The 24,291-nt window shown below is 43.1% G+C and carries 24 protein-coding genes; 16 read left to right on the plus strand and 8 right to left on the minus strand.

The window, feature by feature from the left end:
- The first annotated feature begins 89 nt into the window (after positions 1 to 89).
- A complete protein-coding gene (locus tag J4N45_RS07355; RefSeq protein ID WP_252014314.1) occupies positions 90 to 1,544 on the plus strand; it encodes a hypothetical protein in 1,455 nt (484 codons plus the stop codon).
- Between the two features lie 161 nt (positions 1,545 to 1,705).
- Here J4N45_RS07355 and J4N45_RS07360 read toward each other — a convergent pair whose 3' ends face one another.
- Positions 1,706 to 2,473, minus strand: coding sequence for a helix-turn-helix domain-containing protein (locus J4N45_RS07360; RefSeq protein WP_252014315.1), 768 nt, complete (start codon positions 2,471 to 2,473; stop codon positions 1,706 to 1,708).
- Between the two features lie 458 nt (positions 2,474 to 2,931).
- Between J4N45_RS07360 and J4N45_RS07365 the strand changes: the two genes are divergently transcribed.
- The 14 genes from J4N45_RS07365 to J4N45_RS07425 all read left to right on the plus strand — a co-directional run bounded on the left by J4N45_RS07365 (position 2,932) and on the right by J4N45_RS07425 (position 15,452).
- Positions 2,932 to 3,168: a hypothetical protein gene (locus J4N45_RS07365; protein ID WP_252014316.1), complete on the plus strand. Its 237-nt coding sequence runs from the start codon at positions 2,932 to 2,934 to the stop codon at positions 3,166 to 3,168.
- A gap of 107 nt (positions 3,169 to 3,275) precedes the next feature.
- A complete protein-coding gene (locus J4N45_RS27265; protein WP_353505882.1) occupies positions 3,276 to 3,761 on the plus strand; it encodes a prepilin peptidase in 486 nt (161 codons plus the stop codon).
- A 10-nt stretch (positions 3,762 to 3,771) separates the two neighbouring features.
- Positions 3,772 to 5,118 (plus strand): ATP-binding protein, encoded by a 1,347-nt coding sequence (locus J4N45_RS07370; protein ID WP_252014317.1) that lies wholly within the window; start codon positions 3,772 to 3,774, stop codon positions 5,116 to 5,118.
- On the plus strand, positions 5,111 to 5,866 hold the full coding sequence (cpaB, locus tag J4N45_RS07375; RefSeq protein ID WP_252014318.1) for a Flp pilus assembly protein CpaB: 756 nt from the start codon (positions 5,111 to 5,113) through the stop codon (positions 5,864 to 5,866). The genes J4N45_RS07370 and cpaB overlap by 8 nt, the downstream gene beginning before the upstream one ends.
- 8 nt (positions 5,867 to 5,874) lie before the next feature.
- Complete coding sequence (locus J4N45_RS07380; protein ID WP_252014319.1) at positions 5,875 to 7,335, plus strand: type II and III secretion system protein family protein; 1,461 nt, start codon at positions 5,875 to 5,877, stop codon at positions 7,333 to 7,335.
- A 16-nt stretch (positions 7,336 to 7,351) separates the two neighbouring features.
- Positions 7,352 to 7,624 (plus strand): hypothetical protein, encoded by a 273-nt coding sequence (locus J4N45_RS07385; RefSeq protein ID WP_252014320.1) that lies wholly within the window; start codon positions 7,352 to 7,354, stop codon positions 7,622 to 7,624.
- A gap of 33 nt (positions 7,625 to 7,657) precedes the next feature.
- Positions 7,658 to 8,842, plus strand: a complete 1,185-nt coding sequence (locus tag J4N45_RS07390) for a TadE/TadG family type IV pilus assembly protein (protein WP_252014321.1) — start codon at positions 7,658 to 7,660, stop codon at positions 8,840 to 8,842.
- Positions 8,843 to 8,844: 2 nt separating this feature from the next.
- Positions 8,845 to 9,294 carry a TadE/TadG family type IV pilus assembly protein gene (locus tag J4N45_RS07395; RefSeq protein WP_252014322.1) on the plus strand — a complete coding sequence of 150 codons (450 nt, stop codon included), beginning with the start codon at positions 8,845 to 8,847 and terminating at the stop codon, positions 9,292 to 9,294.
- Between the two features lie 2 nt (positions 9,295 to 9,296).
- Positions 9,297 to 9,821 carry a TadE family protein gene (locus tag J4N45_RS07400; RefSeq protein WP_252014323.1) on the plus strand — a complete coding sequence of 175 codons (525 nt, stop codon included), beginning with the start codon at positions 9,297 to 9,299 and terminating at the stop codon, positions 9,819 to 9,821.
- 10 nt (positions 9,822 to 9,831) lie between these two features.
- Complete coding sequence (locus J4N45_RS07405) at positions 9,832 to 11,052, plus strand: AAA family ATPase (protein ID WP_252014324.1); 1,221 nt, start codon at positions 9,832 to 9,834, stop codon at positions 11,050 to 11,052.
- 22 nt (positions 11,053 to 11,074) lie between these two features.
- A complete protein-coding gene (locus tag J4N45_RS07410) occupies positions 11,075 to 12,508 on the plus strand; it encodes a TadA family conjugal transfer-associated ATPase (protein ID WP_252014325.1) in 1,434 nt (477 codons plus the stop codon).
- A gap of 16 nt (positions 12,509 to 12,524) precedes the next feature.
- Positions 12,525 to 13,493, plus strand: a complete 969-nt coding sequence (locus J4N45_RS07415; RefSeq protein WP_252014326.1) for a type II secretion system F family protein — start codon at positions 12,525 to 12,527, stop codon at positions 13,491 to 13,493.
- Positions 13,494 to 13,495: 2 nt separating this feature from the next.
- Positions 13,496 to 14,428, plus strand: coding sequence for a type II secretion system F family protein (locus J4N45_RS07420; RefSeq protein WP_252014327.1), 933 nt, complete (start codon positions 13,496 to 13,498; stop codon positions 14,426 to 14,428).
- Between the two features lie 10 nt (positions 14,429 to 14,438).
- Entirely contained in the window at positions 14,439 to 15,452 is a 1,014-nt protein-coding gene (locus tag J4N45_RS07425) for a tetratricopeptide repeat protein (RefSeq protein ID WP_252014328.1), read from the plus strand.
- A 117-nt stretch (positions 15,453 to 15,569) separates the two neighbouring features.
- Here the strand turns inward: J4N45_RS07425 and J4N45_RS07430 are convergent, their stop codons facing one another.
- Both J4N45_RS07430 and J4N45_RS07435 read right to left on the minus strand, forming a co-directional pair.
- Positions 15,570 to 16,616 (minus strand): DUF4382 domain-containing protein, encoded by a 1,047-nt coding sequence (locus tag J4N45_RS07430; RefSeq protein ID WP_252014329.1) that lies wholly within the window; start codon positions 16,614 to 16,616, stop codon positions 15,570 to 15,572.
- A 41-nt stretch (positions 16,617 to 16,657) separates the two neighbouring features.
- A complete protein-coding gene (locus tag J4N45_RS07435; RefSeq protein ID WP_252014330.1) occupies positions 16,658 to 16,927 on the minus strand; it encodes a CG2 omega domain protein in 270 nt (89 codons plus the stop codon).
- A gap of 314 nt (positions 16,928 to 17,241) precedes the next feature.
- Here J4N45_RS07435 and J4N45_RS07440 point away from each other — a divergent pair, with 314 nt between their 5' ends.
- Positions 17,242 to 18,297 carry a DUF4382 domain-containing protein gene (locus tag J4N45_RS07440; protein ID WP_252014331.1) on the plus strand — a complete coding sequence of 352 codons (1,056 nt, stop codon included), beginning with the start codon at positions 17,242 to 17,244 and terminating at the stop codon, positions 18,295 to 18,297.
- Between the two features lie 96 nt (positions 18,298 to 18,393).
- Here J4N45_RS07440 and cobA read toward each other — a convergent pair whose 3' ends face one another.
- From cobA to J4N45_RS07465, 5 genes are all read right to left on the minus strand, one after another.
- Positions 18,394 to 19,146, minus strand: a complete 753-nt coding sequence (gene cobA, locus J4N45_RS07445) for a uroporphyrinogen-III C-methyltransferase (protein ID WP_252014332.1) — start codon at positions 19,144 to 19,146, stop codon at positions 18,394 to 18,396.
- Positions 19,147 to 19,258: 112 nt separating this feature from the next.
- Complete coding sequence (locus J4N45_RS07450; RefSeq protein ID WP_234496088.1) at positions 19,259 to 20,116, minus strand: formate/nitrite transporter family protein; 858 nt, start codon at positions 20,114 to 20,116, stop codon at positions 19,259 to 19,261.
- Positions 20,117 to 20,304: 188 nt separating this feature from the next.
- Positions 20,305 to 20,628: a nitrite reductase small subunit NirD gene (nirD, locus tag J4N45_RS07455; protein ID WP_112479870.1), complete on the minus strand. Its 324-nt coding sequence runs from the start codon at positions 20,626 to 20,628 to the stop codon at positions 20,305 to 20,307.
- 2 nt (positions 20,629 to 20,630) lie between these two features.
- Positions 20,631 to 23,189, minus strand: coding sequence for a nitrite reductase large subunit NirB (gene nirB, locus J4N45_RS07460; protein ID WP_252014333.1), 2,559 nt, complete (start codon positions 23,187 to 23,189; stop codon positions 20,631 to 20,633).
- Positions 23,190 to 23,558: 369 nt separating this feature from the next.
- Positions 23,559 to 24,179 (minus strand): LysE family translocator, encoded by a 621-nt coding sequence (locus tag J4N45_RS07465; protein ID WP_042475539.1) that lies wholly within the window; start codon positions 24,177 to 24,179, stop codon positions 23,559 to 23,561.
- Positions 24,180 to 24,291: the final 112 nt, after the last annotated feature.

Genomic DNA, 24,291 nt, shown 5'->3' on the forward strand with positions numbered 1-24,291 from the left:
TAGCGACACTGCACTGGGGCTTTGATAGAATGGACACTTATTTCAGAATGAAACCTTCGCTATAAGAAAAAGCCGCACATGGAAATGCGTTGGCATTTAAGAAGGATTATGAGGTTGTTGTGAATCTAGAAAAAGTATTACCACACTTGAAAGCGAAAACATGGATAACGCTTGCAAGCGTGACCGTTATGTCGAGCGCTTGGGCTTCTGATCTGGTTAATGGCAGTGAGCAAGCACAGCTAGAAACGATTAACAGCGAGTATTCTTCTCGTTATAGCGAAGTAGGTTTAGATGACACTATTGCGCTTTATAACAAAACCTCATCAAGTATCGATGCTAATAAGATCAAACTGCTTAACAATATCGATATTGTCAAAGCCGACTCTAAAGTATTCCAAGATAAGCTAGTTCTTGGTGAATACGACGAAGGTATCGCTGTGGCGCTTCGTGGCGTTTCATCGTCAATTAGTATACTTAATCAAGAACTTGCAGAGTCTGAAGCCAAGTTAATTGAACTCAATAAAACGATTGCTACGAGTCAGTCAAGTGTGACGCAGATTGAGCGTGACAAAAATGAACAACTGCTTGCGTTGTATAGAGAAATCAAAGATCGCCACCTGAAAGAGGCTGATGTTGTTCATCGCGAGAACTACGCAGGCAAGCTAGAATGTAAGGTTACTGAAAGCCTATCAGCCTGTGTAAATAGAAATCTACCTTACATGAAGAATGCGTTTGCATTAGAGAAAGGCGGGTCCGAGCGAATCAAACTTACGTCTTATAGAGTTGTTGATGCCACACAAAAACTGAATGGTGACCTAACTTATACCGTGTCTGCGGAATATAAGAATGCGTTCAATTCAAACTTAGATGGCGAGATTCGCAAAGCATTAAATCTAGATAAGATCCGATTTGTCTTCCGCTCTAACTCTGCGGACACCGAATATTACATCAACGAAGAAAAAGTAGGCAGCGGCGATTCAATTGAGCTGTCTGGTAATTATGTGGGTGTATACAATGTTCGTGCGGTTAATAAGGGTAAGACACAGTCATTACGCTTAAACCTGAAAAACGACGGTGACTACTTTTTCCCATTTGCTAAGAAAACTCAAAAAGCACAATCTAAAACACAGACAAAACCTGCGAGTGTGACAAAAAGTGCCAAGACTAATGAAGCGGCTCAAATAACCAAAAAGGTTTTAGAAGCACCTCAGAAAGCAAAGGGTTCGAACAAAGAAGTAGGCACGTTCTCAAATACGGTCGTTTATAAAGATGAGGTATTCACTTATCTTTACCCAGTGTACCGTGGCAATAACAAATCAGCAGAAGTATTTCTTAGCCGCTCAGATGCGACACAATACTGTGAACAGAAGTTGTCCTCTAAGCTTCCAACGAAGGCCGCATACAAGTATTTAGAGCTGTACGCGGATCTCAAGCCGGGTGACTATTGGACGGACGAGGGAAGAGTGTACTCTTCACAGAAGAAAGACGTTTTTGACAAAACGTTCGAAACCAATCGCTTTATCTGCATGGTAAGTATGAATTAGTAGGTATTAGGTAACTTAAGATTTACCTCTTACGCTAGAAACGCCCTCTGAGAGGGCGTTTTTGTTATCCCTAAATCACCGTTATGCGGTGGTGATTGTTCCTAACAGCGGTCTTCTAATAAGACGGATTTTTATCAATCAGTCTTGTGGTTACTTTGGTATCAGCTTTTATCGATAAACTCTATAGTTCCTCTTAGGTTTCGATAGGTACTTGGACTCATTCCTGTTCGCTTTTTGAATACCCTTGAAAAGTACGATAAGTCATTAAACCCACTGCTAAAAGCTATACTGGAAACCCGCTGTTCAGAATCCGTTTTGAGCATTTGCTTAGCGTATTCTATACGTTTATTTATAAGGTAGTTTCTGAAGCTTTGACCAACTTGTTGGTGAAAAATACGTGAGAAATAAGAGACTGATAAGTGACAATGCTCCGCGACATCCTTTTCTCGAAGTGAGGTGGTGAATTTCTCATCTACATATTCAAGCATCTTTCTAACAAGTAAAATGTCTCTGTTGTTTTCCAATGATGAGCTTTGAGTTCTGCTCGGTGCAAACTTCGAAGGGTTGCTGTTCTGTCTAGCGTTTTTACCTAACCCCAGCTTAGTCTCAAGGGCTGCTAAGGCTTTAAGACAGTTAGCCGAAGTCAAGTCGATATGAGCATATACTAGACCTTCTGCGAGAAACTGCTCCGGGATGTTTGATGAGTGAAACACTACTAGCTTTTTACCCAGATTTCTGCAAATTCTTATGCACATGACAAGTAGCGTCTCGTCTAATATATCGTCGGTCATTAAGAAACACTGGGTAACCGAACGTTCTGTTATCACTGAGACATCCGTATGTGCATCCACAATCTGGTAACGCTCCACGACAAAATCTCTGACCTCTGTAGGGAGAAATAGACTAGATTTTCCAAGCCAATACGTCATTTCTTATCTCACAAATGCGACAATCTCTATAAACTATATTATTAGCTTAGTAGTGAAAGCCAAATCATCAATTCAAATGATAAGAAAGTACTAGTTAATCAAACTCTGGTCTCAAAAATTAGACGTTTTAAAGCAGTTTTTGACGGCTGTGTCAAAAAATTCAAATGGTTACCTTCTTAGATTTATGTGTTCTGATGAGGATGAATCATTAGAACAAATAAAATAACCACAAATAAAATCCAAGAGATAACCTAATGTTTACTCTCTAAATTGTTAATTCATGGTTTTATTACAACTATAGTTTATATTTCGTATCACCCAATTGACTTAGTTTAGGACTTTAATATTTTGTTGTGTTTTTTTGATTTCGATAAATACGACAAAAAAATCATAACCAGTTTATACGAATCAAATTAGCTTTAAAGGGCAATCACATTGCTACAAATATGGAGATAATTATGTTTGATTTGAAAAAACTAGTCGTTGACTTTATTAAGGAAGAAGATGGTCTCTCGGTTGTTGAGTACATCGTAGGCGGAGCTGTGTTGGTTGGTGCTCTAGTTGGGTCGGGAGCTTGGGATGGCCTTTCTGGAGCGGTCGAAGGCGTTATTGACAGCGCTGCCGACGCAAGTGGAGGTACAGGTGGAGGCACAGATTCGGGTACAACAGATCCAGGCACAACAGATCCTGTGTAAGTCGCTAGCCGCAGTAACATGTCAGAGGGAGTGGGTTTTTCATCACTCCCGCTGCAAAGGATTGTTAACTCGACAAGGAGTTGGTTGTGATAATAGCGATTTGGAGTGTGCTCTGCATACTACTCATTTTTGACATGCGGGAGAATAGGCTTCCCAACAAGCTTATAGGGTTGCTGCTTTTACTGTGTGTCTTGGAACTCGAGCTTGTTTATGGTGGGCTCTATTTGGTTCCAAGCAGTCACATTTTGGGGTTTGTAATTGGTTTTTCCGCCGGACTAATACTTTATACGATGAAAGTAATGGCTGCCGGAGACGTTAAATTGATATCGGTGCTGTGCCTGTACGTTGGTATTCAAGACCTCGTTCCTTTCTATGCAACTATCTTTATTTCAGGAACTGTTTTCGTTGTGTTTTACGGGTTATCGTACATAGCGACATCTGATCAGACTGTGGTTCAGTGGATGTCAGGATATGTCGACACCAACGTTAAAAGCCGATTACTACGCTCTTACTCTCGTCCAATCGTCGTATATAGAATGCCTCTTGCACCGGCAATAGTTTTTGGATTTCTCTTATACCCACTCACATTTTGAGGTGATGTGTATGAACGCTATTACGTCATTCTCTAACAAGCCTACTCTATCACCTCAGATCGAGGGTCCCCTTGTTCCGGTTTCTGTAGAGGATCTCGGGATACCTGTTCCTGTGCTCGAAAACTTGCTGATCAAACATTTGAGCCATGAATGCAAAGCAGACTACCTTACCTTGTCTAGGGTTATGGGAGTGAGTTCACATATTGTTGAAGAGTTGATGCAACCACTTAGGAAGCGCTCTCTCATTGAGGTTTTTCAGAACCACTCATCGGCTATATCCACTAACAAGAATCGCGTGTTGTTTGGGTTATCGTCTATGGGGCTTCAAGAGGCAGATATTGCTTTTTTGAAAGACGCATATATTGGCCCTGTTCCTGTGACTATAGATGAGTACAACTACGTTGTTAATCTTCAAGATATTCGGAGGAATAATATTGGTCGAGACCAGATTGAGTCTGCTCTATCAGGTGTGTTTGGTGCAGAATATATGGTTCCGGTTCTCGGTCCTGCGTTGAACTCCGGTCGTGCACTACTTCTTTATGGTCATGCAGGTACGGGGAAAAGTTATGTAGCAGCACAACTCATAAATTCTTTTGACACGTCTGTTTATATCCCCTTTTCAGTGTATTGTGCAGGGAATATCGTAAAAGTCTTTTCTGAGCAACATCACACAAAAGTAGACAATAATTCGACAGCCGACACTCTTCGGTTTGAGGAGCAATATGATAGAAGATGGACTCTGTGCGAACGCCCAAACATTCAAGTGGGAGGGGAGCTGACCCTAGAAATGCTAGAGGTCAACCATTCGGAACACAATAGAGTCTGGTTAGCTCCTCTTCAGATGTTAGCAAATAACGGTTTGCTTGTAATAGATGACTTGGGGCGGCAATCGGTTTCAGTATCGAATCTACTCAACCGTTGGATTGTACCCATGGAGTACGCCGTGGATCATCTTGTCTTGCCCAATGGTCAACAAACAACCATACCGTTTGTATTGACTCTAGCGTTTTCCACCAACTTGAATCCACTTGATATAGGCGACCCAGCATTTTTAAGGCGTTTAGGATACAAAATTGAATTTCACGCTCTAAATGAAGCTAATTATATTAGTTTGGTGAAAAGTGTATGCGTCAATAAGGAAGTCACGATATCTACCTCTGCGACAGACTATTTACTCTCCATGCACAAAATGTATGGCGTGCCATATTACCCATGCATACCAAAGGATATTGTTGGTGTTTGCGGGGATATAATTCGATTCGAAGGCGAGTCAGAAGAAATAACGGCTAACATTCTTGACGCTGCTTGGCGCCTTTACTTTACTTCCGATGGAATGGGGGGAGTTAATCATGACTAGAGCTCAAATGTTCTTACTATTAATGCTATCAATAGCGATAGGCTTGACTGCTGTATTCTTTGCAAAGAAGTGGATGGATAGCCAAGTGCAACCTGAAGTTGTTACAGAACTGATAGAGCGTGTCCCTGTTGTGGTTGTTGAGAGAGACATATTGTCTGGCACCGTAATAGAGCTAAAAGATGTTTCTATGAAGCTGGTAGAAAAGGATCTCATAAGCGAGGAAACCCACTACTCATCGGTCGACGATGTAAAAGGACGAGTGTCTAATGCGAATCTTTTCTCTGGAGAAATACTACATCGTTACCGAACAGAGTTACCTGGTGAGGGCTCCACTTTAGCGGCGGTGATTAGTGATGACAAAAGAGCTGTAACCATCAGAGTGAATGACGTAATTGGTGTCGCTGGGTTTCTCTTACCTGGAAATAAGGTCGATATCATCAATACGAAAAAAGTATCAAAGACACGTTCATCATCAAAAACTGTTTTGAGCGATATCAAAGTGCTTGCGGTGGATCAGACTGCTAGAACAAATGACAACAAACCGGTCATAGTGCGAGCAGTGACACTTGAAGTTACTCCAAAAGAGGCTGAAAAACTTCTGACGGCTCAGAGTGAAGGAGTAGTTCAGCTTGCTTTGAGAAATCCACAACAAAAAAATAAACCTGTTGCAAAAACGAGATATGTTGCACCACCAAGTGTGACTATCATTAAAGGTACACAGTCATCAAACATTCGCGTTAGGGATTGAGGAAAATTATGAAAAGGATTTCTATATTGTTACCGCTCCTAATAGTCAGCTTCTATTTAGGTGCAGCTACGCAAAGCGGAAAACTAGTGACCGTACCACATCATAAATCACAAAACGTAATATTGGCGGGTAAGGCTAAGCGGGTATCTTTAGGTGATCCTAACGTTTTAGATATTGTAATGCTCCGTTCCAACGAAGTTTTTCTCATTGGTAAGAAGCTGGGTAGTACCAATTTAATGGCATGGGATAGTCGCGGTCGTCTAATAGAGTCAATAAACATCGAAGTTACACATGACCTGAATGGTGTGAAAGCCAAACTGTACGAGTTTCTTCCTAATGAAACTATAAACGTCCACAGTTCACAAGACAAACTTATTTTAAGTGGTCAAGTTAGTAATCAATCAGCAATGAACATGGCAGTAAAAGTGGCTGAAACATTTACTGCTGGTGAAACCGCCGATAGCTCCACGAACTCAGGAGACCGAGTAGTAAACAGCACAAACATCATCAATCTTATGACCATTGGAGGCGCTCAGCAGGTCATGCTAGAGGTGACAGTAGCCGAAGTGCAAAGAAGCCTTGTAAGACGCTTTGACTCGGATTTTCACTTTTTCAATCAAAACGGAAATTTTGGGTGGGGGGCTACTAGTGGAGGCGCGATAATAGACGATATTGGTGGGGGTATAGGTCCAGTGTTTGGCCCTCCTACTATCAGTGAAACCGGATTGTTAGCGACGTTTTTAGATGGCAACACACTTTTTACGCTTGCTTTGGATATTGCCAAAGAAAATGGCGTTGCTAAAGTTCTTGCCGAGCCAAATTTAACAGCACTTAGTGGCTCAAAGGCTGAGTTTCTAGCTGGCGGTGAGTTTCCTATACCAGTACCTAATCGGGACGGGATAACCGTTGAGTATAAAGAGTATGGTGTGGGTTTGAAGTTTGTTCCTACGATTCTGTCGGATCAAAAAATCAATCTGGTTTTGTCTGTTGATGTGAGTGAAATTGCAAACTCAGGCGCACTAACCTTAGACCCTATTGAAACGAATGCGACATATCTTATTCCTCCTATAACAAAACGTACCGCCGCTTCGACCTTAGAGTTAGCAGACGGGCAGACCATTGGTATTGCCGGACTACTAAGTGAGAACGTTCGCGACATTTCTGAAAAGATGCCTGGTGTTGGTGACATACCTGTTTTGGGACAACTGTTTAACAGCCAGCAATTTGTTTCCGGCGAAACTGAGTTAGTTATATTGGTTACTCCAAGGCTCGCTCGGCCTATTGACCGTTCGAGTGTAGTGTTACCCACAGACGCATTTGTAAAGCCTAACGATGTTGAGTTTTACCTTCTTGGCCAGACGTCATATATATCAGAACAGAAGCCCTCTTCTAGGTCTGGTAGTCAGTCAACTCAGAATGTACCCGTAACTGATGGTGGTTCAGAAGGTACATTTGGACATGATTTATAGATACAAAGGTGATGATATGAAAATAGTTACTTTCTCGTTGGTTGTATCTTCTGTCTTGCTTGTAGGATGTGCCAACGATGCCCCACTGGGAGACGCTGTGGCAAATGTTCGTCATCAACAGACATACGACCATAGTGCCACAGTGAAAAATAAAGATGTTGTGCCTACGGGAACTGGTGCAAGAATGCAGGTCGCTTATGACGCTTATACTGGTCAAACAGCTTATGATGCAAAAGCTGAGGCTGTATTGAACAGACCACTTGCAGTTGATAGTTCTGATCAATTTTAGCTATCTGTTCATGGTTTGGGCTAAGGAGTTAACATGGCTAAAAATATAAAAAGCATTGGAAGTCAAAGAGGATTGGCGGGACTGCTGATATCAATGTTATTAGTTGTGTTTATTTTCTTCGCTGCTTTAGCCATTGATGTCAATCACGCTCTTCTAAACAAGACAAGACTTCAAAATGGGGTCGATGCGGCTGCCCTAGCTGCCGCCGTTAAATTAGATGAAGGAGCGAGTGATTCAGAAGCAGAACTAACAGCCCGGTCGACTATAGCTTCTATGTACTTAGCAAGCGGAAACACTGAACTAGACATCTTGGCTACTGCCGATAGCTCTCTTATTTCTGTTAGTTTTTCAAATGATCCACAAGACTTTTCTGGTAGTTATGATGATACGTTGGACACTTTTGTTAGAGTAGCGGTTGCTGATGTACCTCTTGACGTTTTTCTTGCCAGGTTTTTTGAAGTGAGTAAAACAAGTTCAGCAAGTGCTGTGGCTGGTCCTGGTGCTGACGTTAACTGCACCTGTAATATTGTTCCTCTCGCAGTATGTGTAGACCCCGACGAAACGTCAGCTAGCAATTGGGGTTATGAGTATGACCAAATCCAAAAACTCAAAGTTGGTGATAGCGACGAAGCCGATCTCACTTCAGGAAATTATCAACTCCTAGATTTTGACGACATCCACATAAGAGATGCTTTAGCTGGAGGTTATGACGGATGTATTTGCGTGGATGATGAATCACCACCACCCATTACTGAAAGTAAACCAGGTAACACTATTGGTCCGACCGCTCAGGGACTCAATACCCGTTTCGGAGAATACAAAGCAGGGCTAAGCGCAGATGAATACCCAAGTGACACATATCTCGCCGAAGCACTTATTGATGAAAGTTTTGACGAAAGCGGTGCAACTGTTTTTTCTTATGCAAGTGACAATGAAGTCACATTCGACTCGTACAGCGGTAACTCTAGACGAATCTTGAATGTTCCCATGATCGATTGCACTGAAGCCAAAAATGGTAAGACGGATTTACCCATTGTTGGAATTAGATGCTTTTTGATGCTTCAGAAAGCCCCCTCAAGCAATGCGGATAAAGGGTCTATTTTGGGAGCTTTTGGGAAGGATTGTGTTATTCAAAATGGAACAACCGGTCCTAATCCAAGTGGAGATGGTCCTTACAAAATAATTTTGTATAAAGATCCATTAAGTGGGGAGTCATAGTTGTGAAGAATAGCAATGTTAAACAGAAAGGATTAGCCGCTTTAGAATTTCTATGGATCTCTCCACTTGTTATTCTTTTTATGGCGATGTGTGCTGAATTAGGGAACGTATTTGTCGATTATCAGTTGCTAAACAAGCACGTTCGAAGTGCAGCGAGATATGCGGTAAGTGAAGTTGTCGGCACCGCAGGTTCAGTGGATGCGGTGTACGAAATAGAACCGGAAATCAAAAATGTTGCAGTCTTCGCTAACCCTTTAGGTGCAGGGTCACCTGTGTTGTCTGGTTTGTCAGTGAGTGATGTCAGTGTCAGCATAGATTCGAGTTTGATAACGATTACCGCTGTATACACGTATCAGCCGATATTTGAGGTTTTACCTTTTACAGAAATTTCGACTCAGTTCGATCTGACGGCCTCAAGTGTCATGCTGGGTAGATTTGCTACAACGGAGTAGGTATGAAAATGGCGATTTCTAGTCAGCGTGGGCTGACAATTATTGAGTTTACTCTAATCGCCTGGGGCTTAATGGTTTTGATGATGTTTGCTTTCGAAATAGGTAGGTATATGTTTTCGATGCAGATGCTTAATGAAATGACACGAAAAGCCGCCAGGTTGGGTGTGGTGTGTTCTATAGAGGACAGGCTTGATATACGTGACTTGAGTGAGGTTGCTGAAAACCGTCCCATAGAGTTCGAGAGTCAACATTTGGTTCTTAGCTATCTTGACTCAAGTGGCAACGAAGTATCTGTTACAGGGTATGAAGGTATGGATGATGATTCTAAAACCTCAATATTTGGCCAAATACGCTATGTAAAAGCCGAAATCGATGGATATCGGTTTAGGTTCATGCCCTTACTTAGCTTTATTGGGGACAGTGGTCTTCTGGACGTTCCCGCCTTTACTACTGTTTTGCCTGTAGAGAGTTTGGGTGTAGTCAGACCAAACAGTGGTTCCGAAGACGGAGCGAACGAAAATTGTTAGGAGTTATAGTATGGGCGAACCGGTACCTATTCAACGTAATATTATGAAAGAACCTCAAATTCCGCTTAAGACAAATTTGTGTATATGGGTTTTGTATTCAACTTCTATATTTCGAACTCACATAGTGGATGAGCTTGGGCGGTGTAAAAGTTTAACGGTTCAAACGCTTGAGTTAACCTCTATCTCTGAGGAAAGCTGTTCATCTTTTACGGCTCCAGACGTTATTTTTGTAGAAGGAAAAGGCTCTTGGGCTAACATCATATCTCAAATGAATAGCTTCAACCTGCCATTTTCTGAAACAGAGTCGTCTCTGGTAGTTTTTGGTGATGAGTCAGATAGTGCGGCTCTAAGGGTTGCGTTGAGAGTTGGTGCGTCCGATTTTTTGTCTGAAGGCAGTAAGTTGGAAGCTATCATGCCGCTTTTAAAAAGCGTCGCTGAAGAAAGATTTATGACTAAAGAGATGGGTGAACTGTACTCATTTATCAATACAAAAGGGGGTAATGGAGCAACGACACTAGCAATTAATCTTGCTGTTGAATTGGCTAACCTTTATCCAAATCAGGTTTTACTTTTAGATACTGATACCCAGTTTGGGCTTGTTTCTGAGTATATGGACTTAAGGCCAAAGTACACGTTGCTTGATGTGATAGATGTTATGCCTGAGCTTGATGAGTCTTCGATTAACGGTGTTGTAACCAAGTATGATGAAAAGTTACACGTGTTAGGGTTTGGTAGTAATGACGGTGCAGCAGCGATAAAGAACTCAGAGCACTGGCAAGCGTTATTGCCAATACTTCGTCAATACTACAAGTACGTTATTTTAGACTTCTCTAGAGGAATTGAACCTACATTTAGTGGGTTGATAGCGCCTTCGACAAAGGTGTTTATGATCATACAGCAAAATTATATGTCAGTTAAAAATACCGGTCATTTGCTCAACTCCCTGAAATTTGATTACGGAATATCTAAAGAAGACGTCGAGATTGTTATAAACCGTTATGAAAAAAACCAACAGATAACAAAAAAAGCGATAGAAGAAACCGTAGGTAGCGTAAAAATTCATACTGTTCCTAATGATTTTAAGATAGCCAATGAGAGTTCAAATTTGGGCAAGCCTGTCATTGACTACAAAAAAAAGAGTGCAATTAGTAAAGCTGTAAGAGAACTTGGGAATTCACTAATAGCTTCACAAGATAGCAAAAGCGGATGGTTCTCTAAGTTATTTAGTTAAACTCAACTGATAAGGGATTATCATGTTTTTTAAAAGGAAAAATATCAACCCAGATTTTGCAAGTAGGGCGTTAAGCCATGATGAGGTTAACGAAAGTACAAGCGCTGCACTTTCAGATACTGACCATAGTGGTGATACTGATGTTCCAAATAGCAAAGATGTAGCTATTGCGAATACAAGAAAGCAGCTTGAGCAGGACTTGGAGGTTAAACACTATTTTCACGGTAAGCTTTTAGAAACTCTTGATTTAGGCTTATTGTCAAATCTCGATGAAGAGATTGCAAGAAAAGAGTTATACGCTGCTGCACAAGCCTTGATGAGCGACGATGATACTCACCCACTTAGCTTTGAAGGTAGGAAAAGAGTCTTAGCTCAAATAGAAGATGAAATATTTGGCTTAGGCCCACTTGAGCCACTTTTGAAAGACACGACTGTTTCAGACATCCTTGTTAATGGAGCGAAGAGTGTGTATGTCGAAAGAAGAGGTAAGATTGAGAAAACTCCCTACACATTTCTAGATGATCAACATTTAAGAAATGTCATTGATAGAATTGTTAGTCTGGTCGGTAGGAGGATTGATGAATCATCACCAATGGTAGATGCGAGATTGCAAGACGGTTCTAGGGTAAACGCGATAATCCCTCCTTTGGCGATAGACGGCCCCTCAGTGTCTATTCGTCGATTTGCTGTGGACAGACTGACAATGGACAATCTTCTCGAGCTCAACTCGCTGTCTGATGGAATGGCAAAATTTATAAGAGGAGCTGTAACTGGAGAGCTAAACATATTGATCTCTGGTGGTACGGGCTCAGGAAAAACAACTACTCTCAATATCTTCTCGGGATTTATCCCCGAAGATGAGCGAATTATTACAATTGAAGACTCTGCAGAACTACAATTGCAACAACCTCACGTCGTACGTCTGGAAACGAGGCCACCGAACTTAGAAGGGAAAGGTGAGATAACGCAACGCGAGCTTGTAAAAAATTCACTTCGAATGAGGCCTGATAGAATTGTTGTGGGGGAAGTCAGGGGTAGTGAGGCAGTTGATATGTTGTCTGCGATGAACACAGGGCATGATGGTTCTTTAGCTACGATTCACGCCAATACTCCCAGAGATGCTCTAAGCCGAGTAGAAAATATGTTTGCCATGGCTGGTTGGAATATCAGTGCCAAGAACCTAAGAGCTCAGATTGCATCTGCTATTCACCTTGTCGTGCAAATGGAGCGGCAAGAAGATGGTAAACGTAGAATGGTAAGCATTCAGGAAATCAATGGAATGGAGGGTGATGTCATTACAATGTCAGAAATCTTCCGATTCGTTCGAGAAGGAGTTGATGAGAATAGCAATGTAGTCGGAAGATATACAGCAACTGGCATTGTACCAAGCTGTCACTCATCTCTTGTAAAGCGCGGAATTGATATGCCTTTTGAGCTCTTTAATGAGACAGAGTGAAGATTAGGAGTTATATATGACGTTCGATGCTTCGATGTTTTTTTTCCTTTTGTTTGTATCTGTCGTGCTGATCTCACAAGCACTATTACTACCTGCCGCAGGCAGAAAGGTTAAACATAAGGATCTTACTAAACGATTAAATGATGCCAAGCACAATTTGGACAAGGAGAGTATAAATCTTCTAAACGAGCACTACAGTAAGTCGATGACACCATTAGATAGAAAGCTGGTAGCTGTGCCGTATTTTGCTAACTTGAAAAAAATGATTGAGCTTGCGGGTATTAAAACTCCCTTGGGGACCATAATACTTGGTACTATTTGTATTTGCATTATTACAATATTGGTCGTCATTTTGTCTGGCAATCCCTGGTATTTTGGTCCTATTCTTTGTGTTGCTATCTTGCTAGGTGTTATTCTATATATTAATAAGAAAATAAGCGACCGCCTTATGAAGTTTGAGGAGCAACTGCCCGAAGCGCTAGATATAATATGTAGAATGTTACAAACTGGGCAGCCTCTCGTTCAGACTTTTAAAGAAGTAGGAGATGAACTTCCAGCTCCTTTAGGTGAGGAATTTAAGAATACATTTAACCTCTTAAATTTTGGTTATGATATCAATGTTGCTATTCTCAACATGGCCGAAAGGGTTCCGACCGTCTCTTTATTAGCTTTCTCTTCCGCAGTGCTTTTGCAAAAGGATACTGGGGGAAATCTTGCAGAGAACCTTAAGAAGGTTTCTGAAGTGCTAAGGGCGAGGTTCAAGCTTACTCGAAAAATAAAGACTCTCTCCGCAGAGAGCAGAATGTCTGCCTGGATACTAGTATTGACACCATTCGCTTTGTTTGCGTTATTGGCCACTATGAATCCAGAGTTTGTCGAACCACTCTACACAGATCCAAGAGGTCATCAGATGATCGGGTTTGGGCTGATAAGCCTTATGATCGGTGCGCTTTGGATTCGCAAGATAATCAATATAGAGGTGTGAAGATGGACAATATAGTTACATGGCTTTCTTCATTTAGCGTCGATAGGTCTTGGTTAGTTTTGGGATTAATCCTAGTCTCTGTGATGATCTTCGTTTTTCTAACAGGCTTTGTATTAATAGGTTCAAAGACAGTTCTAGAGCAGAGGATGAGTGGTCTCGCCTCGCAAGATAATAGTAAAAAAGAGAGCAAGATTAAGGATACATTGGAATCACTTTCACCAATTTACATAACCAAGGATGCTAAAGAAAGGGAGAATGTTAGATCAACCTTAATGCATGCTGGGTATCATAGCAAATCGGCATTGGCAAATTTCTATGCTTTGAAGTTTGTTTCTTTTACGCTAGGAGTTGTCGTTGCAGGCATGCTTTTTGTGTTTTTTTCAGAAAGCTCTCAAGTGTGGACAATAATGATGTTGTCTATTTTTATTGGGTTAGTCCTTCCAAACTATATATTGAATAATCTAGCTAAAAAAAGACAAAGTAAAATTAGGGCTGGTATTCCTGATGCGCTAGATTTACTTGTGGTTTGTACAGAATCCGGATTGGGGTTCTTAGCTGCTCTTAAGCGTGTCGCTGGAGAAATCTATATATCACATCCTGAGCTGGCTGATGAGCTAGATACGATTTGTGTCAAAATCAAAGCGGGTGTAGAACTTCCTAAGGCATTCACAGAGTTTGTTGTTCGGACTGGATTGGTCGAAATTAATGGTTTAGTAAGTATGTTGTCACATGCTTCTCGTGTTGGGGGAAGTCTTGCTAGTACTCTGAGAGACTATAATGAAGATTATAGGGATAAAAGAAACCAAGCGGCGGAGGAGCTAGCTGCTAAAATTCCAACAAAGATGGTGTTTCCAATGTTGCTATTTATTTGGCCGTGTTTCTTCATTGTTGCGATTGGGCCGGCAATATTAGCTCTGATTAAAGCATTTGAATAGAGGAACTTGTATGAAAGGATTCAAAAAAGCACCCTTATTATTGTTCGCGAGTTTATTGATTGGTTGTACGTCAACATCAGACAAACCGTCTTATGATACATCGCTATACTCTGGACGACCAATAGACACTCTCACTCAAGATCCCCCGCCAAAAAGTGAAGTCGAGGCTTTACAGAGGGGAGACGCTGCACTGGCTGCGGATAATATCGATTTGGCGTTATATGAGTACATCCGCTCTTTATCTTTTCAGCCTACTAATTACAAAGACAAAACGTTGTTTACCATAGGTCAGATACATCTGTCTCGCAACAACAATGAGTTAGCAGAAGATGCCTTTCTAATGTCCATAAAGGCAAATCCAAATAATTATATGTCGCTTCAGCAGTTAGGTGTTATATATACCAAGTTAGGAGACTCAGAAGAGGGAGAGACTTATTTTTATAGGTCGATAAATGCAGACCAAGTTAGACAAAACTCCAGAGTTACACTGAATGCGAAAAACCTAGAAAACAACGATTTGTCTAGTTTAGTTGTTGATTCAGAGTCTCCTGCGAATGCGTATATGGGACTTGGTATACTCTTAGACGTTAAGGGACAATATAGCGCCGCAAGGGAGTTGTATAACAAGGCAAATCTAGCTGACCCTAAGTTGATTAAGGTCTTCATTAATCAAGGATATTCTTATTACATGTCTGGAGATTATTATAAAGCAGAAAGTAGTACTCAGAGAGCACTGAAACGCGAGCCTAGTAATCAACGTGCCCAAAACAACTTAGCTTTGATATATATCGGAATGGGTGAGGAAAATAAAGCGTTAAATATGTTTTCAAGACACATGGAAAGGCATGAAGCTTTGAATAATGTTGGTTATTTTTTAATGTTAAAAGGGAAGCCAGATCGTGCCATCCCGTACTTCAAACAAGCCATAGATGCTAAACCGTCGTACTACAAACTAGCGAACGACAATTTAGAAAGAGCACTCTCTGAGGTCAGAGCAAAAGAAGTTATCGTCACAAGTAACTAGGTCTTACTCGCGACGATACAAGCGGCTGAGTAAGGATGCTTGGCCGCTTTTTCTTTGTCTGGAGAATGATCAAAAAAGAGAGTGGTCATCACTCTCTTTCCAATCGTTACATGCAACTCAGAATTCAACGTTGGTATCTTCGTTTACCACAACGGATACATCGGTTATTACATCGTAAATTGTGAAGCCAGCAGCAACGGGATCAGAATCCTCCTCACCATCATCATGCTGCGCAGTACAGGTATAGCCTAAGTTATAGCTACCAGCATCAAGGAAACCAAACGCGAACTCATAGACATCCTGAGCGTTCTTATCACCAACGGACGCTGAGGTAATAGGTTTGACTAAGTCAGTACCTCCAATTGGCGCCATGTTTTCGAGGGTTGTTCCACTCTCATATAGATACACTGATTGAACCGCCGCATCTGATAATGGGTCATTACAGCTAGTAAACTTGTCGGCTGTAATCGTTCCTTTAATGTTGCCGGTTTCCGCGGTGTTGATTAGGGTGATGGATGTTCTCTGGATGGTGTAATTTGGGAAAGTAGATTGGTTTTTGAGACCTCGACGCAAGTCGAACTCAATGGCGTAATTGTTAGTTTGCTGGTTGATCGTAAAGGACTTATTGAAGAATAGGACACCAGCGTTTGGTTCTCTCCCGACTCCCTGAGGACAGGTGCCTTCGCCTTTCACAGTTAATTCTAACGTTAGTTCATCATCGCTGTCTGGATCATCTTTTATCACGTATGAAGGGTGAGTCGGATGGTCACCGTCATTGGCAAACACACACATCTGATACTCACCTACGTTGACAATTTCATCCTCTAAGAGAGGCATGACGTTGTCTCCTTGATAATCGAGGAGATTGACGCTAATTGGCACGGGATCTTCCCCATCAGGGATAGGATTGCCTTCTTCGTCAACGGGGTTGCCTTCATCATCGGTGAGATAAACATCGAACACTCGCGGCGCGTCACCGCCTTGAGAGAGTAGGGCTACTTTTCCGAAGGTGACGACAACTTCTTTAACGTCGTCGACGGGGGCATCAGTGACGCTCAACGTCAAAGGTGCGGTAGTCGATGCGCCAGATCCTGAATCGCCACCGCAGCTGACAAGAGCCAGCGATACCAAGCCAGCAATTGCACTAATTTGTAAGGTCTTCATAACTTTAGTCCTTAGCTATTCAATGAGAAAATCCATTGAGGTTAGTCGTCGTCTTTGTCTTTGTTCTTCTTGTCGTGTCCTTTGCCTGGGTTGTCATCACCGTGCACACTGCGGTTTTCACCTTTGCCTTTGTTTTTGTGAGAGCCTTTTGAATCAGACTCGCAATCCTCAGAGCGCAGTGTCATTACTTCGCCCTCTATCTTTCGGCAATCCTCGCTGATCTCCATTCGATCGCCTTTGATGGTGACGTCAGCGTGAGCCATGGGAAGTGAAAACAAAAGGGCTAGGGATAAGGGGAGAAGTGTTTTCATTCGAACCTACCTGATGTTAGTGAATAGTTTAACTACCATGTTCACCCTTTAGTTTAGTTGTGAACTAATCAGACGCTCGCTAGCAGCCCACCGCAGGGTAACGAATACCACAATTGAGACACTTTTTTTGTACTCGCCAAACGTCGTTATGACTGTGGTTACATAGTTTGATGATCGTATTTGGAAGCGAACAAGCAAAGATGGCGTTAAAACTAATAATTTAACTTTCCATCACTCTGCTTTGACATAGCTACTCTGAATTAATCGTTAAATTCGTCAGTAAGAAAATCACTGGCAGAATCACAGGAAAAAAAATGAAAACACGTCTAACAGCGCTTGCTGTGCTTACTTCAACGTTATTGGTCGGTTGTGGATCTGAAGAGACAACCGCAACACCACCTACAGCAACCACTGGCAAACTAAACCTAGGTGTGTCTGACGCACCAGTTGATGATGCGATGGAAGTGGTTTTGGGTTTCAAAGATGTGGTACTTGTACCGATTGACCCACAAAGTGGTGCGAAAACAGGTGACCCAATTGCGTTGGACGTGAGCGGTGAAGATGAAGAGCTTCGTCAGATTGACTTGATGGAGTATCAAGGGAGCAATGCGGAGACCATCATCAGAGATTATGAAATCCCGACGGGTCATTACGCATTGTGCCTGTATGCAAAAGACGGCTTAACGGCTGATGACACGACCTCTTATGTACGAAAGACTGATGGCAATTTAAAGGGGCTGGTGGTTCCAAACAAAGGCAGTTGTTTAGGTTATAAGCCAGATGATAAAGACCAGGGCACGTTAGTTTTCGCAAAGCCAAGTGAATCTATTGAAATCATGGCTGGCTTTAATAGCTATATTGTTGAGTTTGATTTGCGAAAAGCGCTGACTGACCCTACAGGTAAAGAGCATATGTTGATGAACCGAAATGGTGTCGCGCTCGTCAATGCTTCAGAATCAGGACATATTCGCGGCAAAGTGGATACTATGCAGTATCAAGCGTGTGAAGCGGATAGTGCATCCTACAACGCGATCGGTGGCGCTGAGCCCGTCCACGCGGTTTACCTGTATGCGGGTGAGATGGATCGTACTACTATGGGAGATGTAGGTTCAGACAGCGAGCGTGTAGCACCTGTGTCAGTGGCAAACGTTAACGAAAGTGTCGACCAAGACAACAACACAGTCTATGAGTACGAGTTTGGTTACGTTGGTCCAGGTAGCTATTCAATCGGCTACACCTGTACCGCTTATATTGACCAACCAGAAACAGAAGAAACTGCAGAAGATGGCTTCTTGATCTATCAACACTATGTGCCTGTTGAGGTTAAGGAAGGCGAGTTTACAGAGCAGGACATTACGCCAATTCTGTAAAGGTTGATCTATCGAGTTAGCAAAGCGGGAACACATTGTGTTCCCGCTTTAGTATGTGAACTGAGTGATTTTAGTCTTACGTGAGGGTTGATTCAGTTAAAACCACTTAAGCTTGTCATGCAACTGAGTCACGCTACCGACAACAATTAACGCGGGGCTTTCTGCTTCACTGGCCATATGCGGTAGTGTATTAAGTGCTCCCTGGAATACACGTTGTTCTTTACGCGTTCCATTCTCGATGACCGCACACGGCGTGTTTTCATCAAGACCATGGGTAATCAGTTTGTCAGTGATGCGACCGCTTTGTTTCAAACCCATGTAGAATACAAGCGTATTGTTTGATTGAGCCAGTGAGCTCCACTCAATCTCACGGCCATCTTTTTGCACATGACCAGTAATGAACTGTACGCTTTGCGCATGGTCACGGTGAGTAAGGGGAATGCCAGCATACGCTGTTGCTCCGGCAGCTGCAGTGATGCCCGGAACTACCTCGAAGCTGATGCCGTTTTCTGCCAGTGTTTCCAGCTCTTCGCCGCCACGGCCAAAGATAAATGAATCGCCACCCTTAAGGCGAACCACCTTATGACCTTCTTTGGCTTTCTCTACCAAGATCTGGTTGATCTGATCTTGTGGAACACAGTGATAGTCGAGCTTCTTACCCACATAGATCATCTCTGCATCAGGTTTTGCCAGCGAAAGGATATCTTTGGATACGAGTCTATCGAAAACGACTACATCCGCAGACTGAATCACGCGATATCCTTTCACTGTCAAAAGATCAGGGTCTCCAGGCCCCGCACCGACTAATGAAACAAAGCCGGCATTTAAAGATGTGTGATTAGTGGTCATAAGCTACGCCTATCAAATCAGAATTTGGATATAAAGAGTGGCACTTGCCAGTACGACTTTTTATAGCCAAAGAGGTATAAGACCTCACCTTGAAGGTGAGGTCTTATTAATACTATTTCGCGCTTAGAGCTGGTTCAGCTTGCACTTGTTCTTCTGTTTCAGCAGAGATTGAAGGTGCAGTTTTAGCGTGAGTTAGGTAAAGCGGGATACAAGTCATGATTAGACCACCAACGATGTTACCTAGGATGGTAGGGATAAGGTTGAAGTTCAACCATGTCATCACACCGAAGTCCGCACCTAGAATCATACCCAGTGGGAATAGGAACATGTTTACGACTGTGTGCTCGAATACTAGAGCGAAGAAGATGAAGATTGGGAACCACATCATAGCCACACGACCAGCAACAGTGCGCGCTGTCATGTTGCCGATTACACCTAGACAAACCATTAGGTTACAGAAGATGCCGCGAACGAAACAGGTGATCCATCCGTCCATACCCATGTTCTCAAAACCAAGGCTACGAGCTGTAGATACGGCAATGAACTTCTGCGCTACCGCGTTTAGCTCAAGAGAGAAGTTACCAGTTAGCGATACAGCCACTAGGTAAGCAACAATCAGAGAACCGATAAGGTTACCAAGGCCTACTAGACCCCAACAGCGGAAGATACGACCCCAAGTGATACCAGGACGGTTTTCAAATTTTGCTAGTGGAGCAAGACCGAAAACACCCGTTACTAGGTCATAACCCATCACACTCAGAATAACGAAACCAACAGGGAACACGAGTGCGCCAACAACCCCCATTCCTGTTTGTACGATAGTCGTGATTGCTACCACAACCGCCAGTGACAGAATCACACCTGCCATCGTACCACGTAGTAGTAGATCGCGAGTGCTGGTTTTGGTTTTCGCTTCACCAACGTCGATCATAGTTTGCACGAATTGTGCTGGTTTAAAATCAGTAGACATCATGTCTCTCCAACAAAGTTTAAATATAAAAGTTAAGATTGAATAGTGATAGGGGCTAGGGTGGCTAACCCCTATAGGCTATTCATTCTCATATGAATTCCCGTCATTTCCTTGAAGAAGGAGACCTCTCACAGCGAATCACTCGCTTTACGAGATCCTCGTTTTCACGAGGATGACGGCAATTAACGTTATGCAGAAATCTCTACCGCACCTTTGGTCACGCGAGCTTTGTAAGCCTTCACGCTAAAGCGCTCATCTTCCATACATGCGCCAGTAGTTAGGTTAAAGCGCTGCTTCTTAAGCGGGCTTGCAACCCAAAGCTCACCTTGGTGTTCAACAATCAAACCACGTGATAGCACGTTAGATTGATAGAACGGGTCCATGTTGCTGATTGCGCGAACTTCTTCTGCAGCACTTGGGCGGAAAACCGCAACCTGCTGACCGTCAATCAATGCACAAACACCTGTGCCTGGGACGATATCTTGGATGTCACATACTTTTTGAAATGCCATGATTACTTCTCCAGCTCAACGTGTAGGATGTCGCCTTTCGCTTCAGGGTGCTTCTCAGTGAATGTTGCTGGACGGTGTTGGTCACGCTCTTGAACGAAAACCACATTGTCGTCGCGAAGGTCACTGTTAATGAAGTGAGCAAAGCGTGTAAGCTGAGACTCGTCTTCAATCGTGTTCTTCCACTCACAGCTGTAATCGCCCACTAGACGTTGAACGTCAGCTTCAAGCTGCTCGTTGATGCCTAGTTTGTCTTCAACGATAACTTCACGTAGGTAGTCCACACCACCTTCCATGTTTTCCATCCATACAGAGGTGCGTTGTAGTGGCGCAGCTGTGCGGATGTAGAACATCATGAAGCGGTCGATGTATTGAATCAGCGTTGCTTCGTCTAGATCAGAAGCCAGTAGGTCTGCGTGACGAGGTTTCATACCGCCGTTACCACACACGTACATGTTCCAACCTGCGTCAGTTGCGATGATGCCAAGGTCTTTACCTTGTGCTTCTGCACACTCACGAGTACAACCAGACACACCAAACTTCATCTTATGAGGAGTACGGATACCTTTGTAACGGTTCTCGATACGAGAGCCTAAACCAACAGAATCCTGAACGCCGTAACGACACCAAGTAGAGCCTACACACGTTTTCGCCATGCGAAGTGCTTTTGCGTACGCTTGACCTGTCTCGTAACCCGCTTCAATCAGCTTCTTCCAGATAGCTGGAAGGTCGTCTTTTTGCGCGCCGAATAGACCGATACGTTGTGCACCCGTGACTTTAGTGTAAAGGTTGTATTCTGCAGCTACTTCAGCCAGCACTTTTAGCGCTTGTGGTGTCACTTCACCGCCAGCCATACGTGGGATAACTGAGTAAGTACCGTCTTTTTGGATGTTACCTAGGAAGTTATCGTTGGTATCGTGCAGCTTCACTAGCTCAGGCTTAAGGATGTGGTCACCCCAGCAAGACGCTAGGATAGAGCCTGCTAGTGGCTTACATACTTCACAGCCGTAGCCTGTACCGTGTTTCTCAAGTAGTTCTTCGAACGTCTTGATCTCGCCGATACGTACTAGGTGGAACAGCTCTTGACGAGAGTAAGCAAAGTGCTCACACACATCGTTCTTAACTTCGATTCCAGATTTGGCAAGTTCAGCATTCAGAACTGAGGTCACAAGAGGGATACAACCACCACAGCCCGTGCCTGCGCCAGTCACTGCTTTAATGTCGCCAATGGTGTGGTGACCTTGAGCAACCGCCTCTGCAATCTTGCCTTTTGTTACGTCGAAACAAGAACAGATAACCGCTGACTCTGGAAGTGAGTCTGCACCTAGCGTCGGCTTTTCAGCGCCAGCGTGTGCTGGAAGAATAAGTGCATCTGGGTGCTCTGGTAGGTCGATTTCGTTCAACATTAGCTGAAGTAGGTCGCCGTAGTCAGAAGTATCCCCAACCATTACCGCACCAAGAAGCTTCTTATTGTCCTCAGAAACGATAAGACGCTTATACACTTCTTGCTCTTCGTTTTGGTAAACGTAGCTCTTACAGCCAGGAGTGCGACCGTTAGCGTCACCAATTGAGCCTACCTTCACGCCAAGAAGCTTAAGCTTCGCAGACATGTCAGCACCTTCGAATTTGCTGTCGTTACCTACAATGTGGTCAACAGCAACCGTTGCCATCTTGTAGCCAGGCGCTACTAGACCGTAGAACGTTTCGTTCCAAGACGCACATTCACCAATCGCGTAGATGTTTTCATCAGACGTTTGGCAGAAGTCGTTGATAGCAATACCGCCACGAGGTGCGATATCTAGCTTCATTTCGCGAGCAAGTTTGTCTTGAGGACGGATGCCTGCAGAGAACACGATGAAGTCAGTCTCTAGCTCAGTACCGTCAGCAAAGCGCATCACGTTACGTGCTGTTTTGCCTTCAGGAGCGATTTCTAGCGTGTTCTTGCTGGTGTGAACGTTCACGCCCATGCTTTCAATTTTTGAACGAAGCTGATTGCCGCCAGCTTGGTCTAGCTGCTCTGCCATTAGCTTTGGTGCGAACTCAACAACGTGAGTTTCTACACCCAGTGCTTTCAGTGCACCAGCAGCCTCAAGCCCTAGAAGACCACCACCGATAACTACGCCGCTCTTGCTCTTCTTAGCGGTTGCTTCGATAGCTTTCAGATCTTCGATAGTACGGTAAACAAAACAGTCTTTGCTTTCGTTGCCTTTGATAGGCGGTACAAATGGGAAAGAGCCAGTCGCTAGGATGAGTTTGTCGTATTTGATTTCACGACCAGTGCTGGAATATACGATGTGGTTTTCACGGTTGATGTTGATAGCGCGTTCGCCAATCAATACCTTGATGCCGTGTTTTTCGTAAAAGCCTTCTTTGACGAGTGAAAGTTCGTCAGCAGTGTGGTGCGAAAAGTAAGAAGAAAGGTGCACACGGTCGTACGCAACGCGGGGTTCTTCGCAGAAAACAGTGACTTCATAGTTCGCCATATCCGCTTTCTCGACGAGGTCCTCGAGATAGCGATGACCAACCATGCCGTTTCCTACTACGACAAGCTTCATCTTGCTCATTATTAATACCTAAGGGTTATTATCGAATCTACGCGCATTGTTAAATGTGAAAGAAAATTAAAACATGATGTAAATCAATTACAGAATTAAACTATCCTAAAGGGGTAGGTGAGGTGTGTAGATATCGTACATAACTATATTTTTCTACAAAACCTATCGGAAAATACAATGATGCGTAAATTTTTGGTAGCAAAATGGTTGCTAGTCGTGGTGGGTTATGTAAATGGTTCTTGCTGTACACTTTCTGTTTTGTAATACAAAAGCAATTGAATTACGAAATTGAAAGTTTAGACCACCGTGGGTGGTCCAATTATGAATAAATGTTAATGGCAGGGAATGATAGTGATAAATCACTCTATATTGATAGAATTAACCAATAAACAGCCAGATACCGACTCCACACATTAATGTGCCTGCAATGCGATTCATGGTTTTGACATTCTGAGCCTGACCCAGTGTGCGTTTCAGGCCCTTACCGCCCGTGGCATAAATAGTCATACAAATAAATTCACTGAGTAAAATAATTCCCAACATTATTGAGACTTGAAGCGTCATTGGTTTCGACTGATCGATGAAAGGAGGGAGTAGGGAGATCATAAATGCCCAGCCCTTAGGATTGGCGATCGCGGTGATAAAACCTTGAGCGACCAAATCCCAATCATTGTGCTTAGGTTGATGTTCCATATCTGATGAGATAGCGAGCTTGCCTTTAGAACGCCACATCTGAATGCCAAGATAGAACAGATACGCTGCGCCTATAGCTTTAAAAGCAAAAAAGATGTCTGGGTATTTGAGCATAACCGCAGCGATGCCAAGAATGGCAGCTAAGGCAACAAGAGCGACGCCTAACAACTCTCCAACCATCATCCAAAGGGTTCGTTTGTAGCCGATACTCATTCCCATAGTGAGAGCGAGTGTCATGCACATCCCTGGTGTGATCGAGACGAAAAAGAAGGTGGGGATGAAGAGTGAAAGTGTTGCCCAGTCCATAGTTACTGTTTTTAGAATATTGAACGATTTCGTATTAATAGCAGACATTTCGTGACAGAACTATCAGTTTGTTAAACAGAATGGAATGTTTATCTTATGCACTCGGATGGAG

Source organism: Vibrio sp. SCSIO 43140 (assembly GCF_023716585.1).
Classification (GTDB): domain Bacteria; phylum Pseudomonadota; class Gammaproteobacteria; order Enterobacterales; family Vibrionaceae; genus Vibrio; species Vibrio maritimus_B.

What these genes read in the sequence shown, in the direction of transcription:
- J4N45_RS07385 (WP_252014320.1), top strand. Translation starts at nt 7,352, where the DNA reads ATGAAAATAGTTACTTTCTCGTTGGTTGTATCTTCTGTCTTGCTTGTA.
- J4N45_RS07425 (WP_252014328.1), top strand. Translation starts at nt 14,439, where the DNA reads ATGAAAGGATTCAAAAAAGCACCCTTATTATTGTTCGCGAGTTTATTG.
- cobA (WP_252014332.1), bottom strand. Translation starts at nt 19,146, where the DNA reads ATGACCACTAATCACACATCTTTAAATGCCGGCTTTGTTTCATTAGTC.
- J4N45_RS07365 (WP_252014316.1), top strand. Translation starts at nt 2,932, where the DNA reads ATGTTTGATTTGAAAAAACTAGTCGTTGACTTTATTAAGGAAGAAGAT.
- J4N45_RS07400 (WP_252014323.1), top strand. Translation starts at nt 9,297, where the DNA reads ATGAAAATGGCGATTTCTAGTCAGCGTGGGCTGACAATTATTGAGTTT.
- J4N45_RS07380 (WP_252014319.1), top strand. Translation starts at nt 5,875, where the DNA reads ATGAAAAGGATTTCTATATTGTTACCGCTCCTAATAGTCAGCTTCTAT.
- J4N45_RS07450 (WP_234496088.1), bottom strand. Translation starts at nt 20,116, where the DNA reads ATGTCTACTGATTTTAAACCAGCACAATTCGTGCAAACTATGATCGAC.
- cpaB (WP_252014318.1), top strand. Translation starts at nt 5,111, where the DNA reads ATGACTAGAGCTCAAATGTTCTTACTATTAATGCTATCAATAGCGATA.
- J4N45_RS07440 (WP_252014331.1), top strand. Translation starts at nt 17,242, where the DNA reads ATGAAAACACGTCTAACAGCGCTTGCTGTGCTTACTTCAACGTTATTG.
- J4N45_RS07465 (WP_042475539.1), bottom strand. Translation starts at nt 24,179, where the DNA reads ATGGACTGGGCAACACTTTCACTCTTCATCCCCACCTTCTTTTTCGTC.
- J4N45_RS07360 (WP_252014315.1), bottom strand. Translation starts at nt 2,473, where the DNA reads ATGACGTATTGGCTTGGAAAATCTAGTCTATTTCTCCCTACAGAGGTC.
- J4N45_RS07420 (WP_252014327.1), top strand. Translation starts at nt 13,496, where the DNA reads ATGGACAATATAGTTACATGGCTTTCTTCATTTAGCGTCGATAGGTCT.
- nirB (WP_252014333.1), bottom strand. Translation starts at nt 23,189, where the DNA reads ATGAGCAAGATGAAGCTTGTCGTAGTAGGAAACGGCATGGTTGGTCAT.
- J4N45_RS07415 (WP_252014326.1), top strand. Translation starts at nt 12,525, where the DNA reads ATGACGTTCGATGCTTCGATGTTTTTTTTCCTTTTGTTTGTATCTGTC.
- J4N45_RS07430 (WP_252014329.1), bottom strand. Translation starts at nt 16,616, where the DNA reads ATGAAGACCTTACAAATTAGTGCAATTGCTGGCTTGGTATCGCTGGCT.
- J4N45_RS07370 (WP_252014317.1), top strand. Translation starts at nt 3,772, where the DNA reads ATGAACGCTATTACGTCATTCTCTAACAAGCCTACTCTATCACCTCAG.
- J4N45_RS07410 (WP_252014325.1), top strand. Translation starts at nt 11,075, where the DNA reads ATGTTTTTTAAAAGGAAAAATATCAACCCAGATTTTGCAAGTAGGGCG.
- J4N45_RS07435 (WP_252014330.1), bottom strand. Translation starts at nt 16,927, where the DNA reads ATGAAAACACTTCTCCCCTTATCCCTAGCCCTTTTGTTTTCACTTCCC.
- J4N45_RS07390 (WP_252014321.1), top strand. Translation starts at nt 7,658, where the DNA reads ATGGCTAAAAATATAAAAAGCATTGGAAGTCAAAGAGGATTGGCGGGA.
- J4N45_RS07405 (WP_252014324.1), top strand. Translation starts at nt 9,832, where the DNA reads ATGGGCGAACCGGTACCTATTCAACGTAATATTATGAAAGAACCTCAA.
- nirD (WP_112479870.1), bottom strand. Translation starts at nt 20,628, where the DNA reads ATGGCATTTCAAAAAGTATGTGACATCCAAGATATCGTCCCAGGCACA.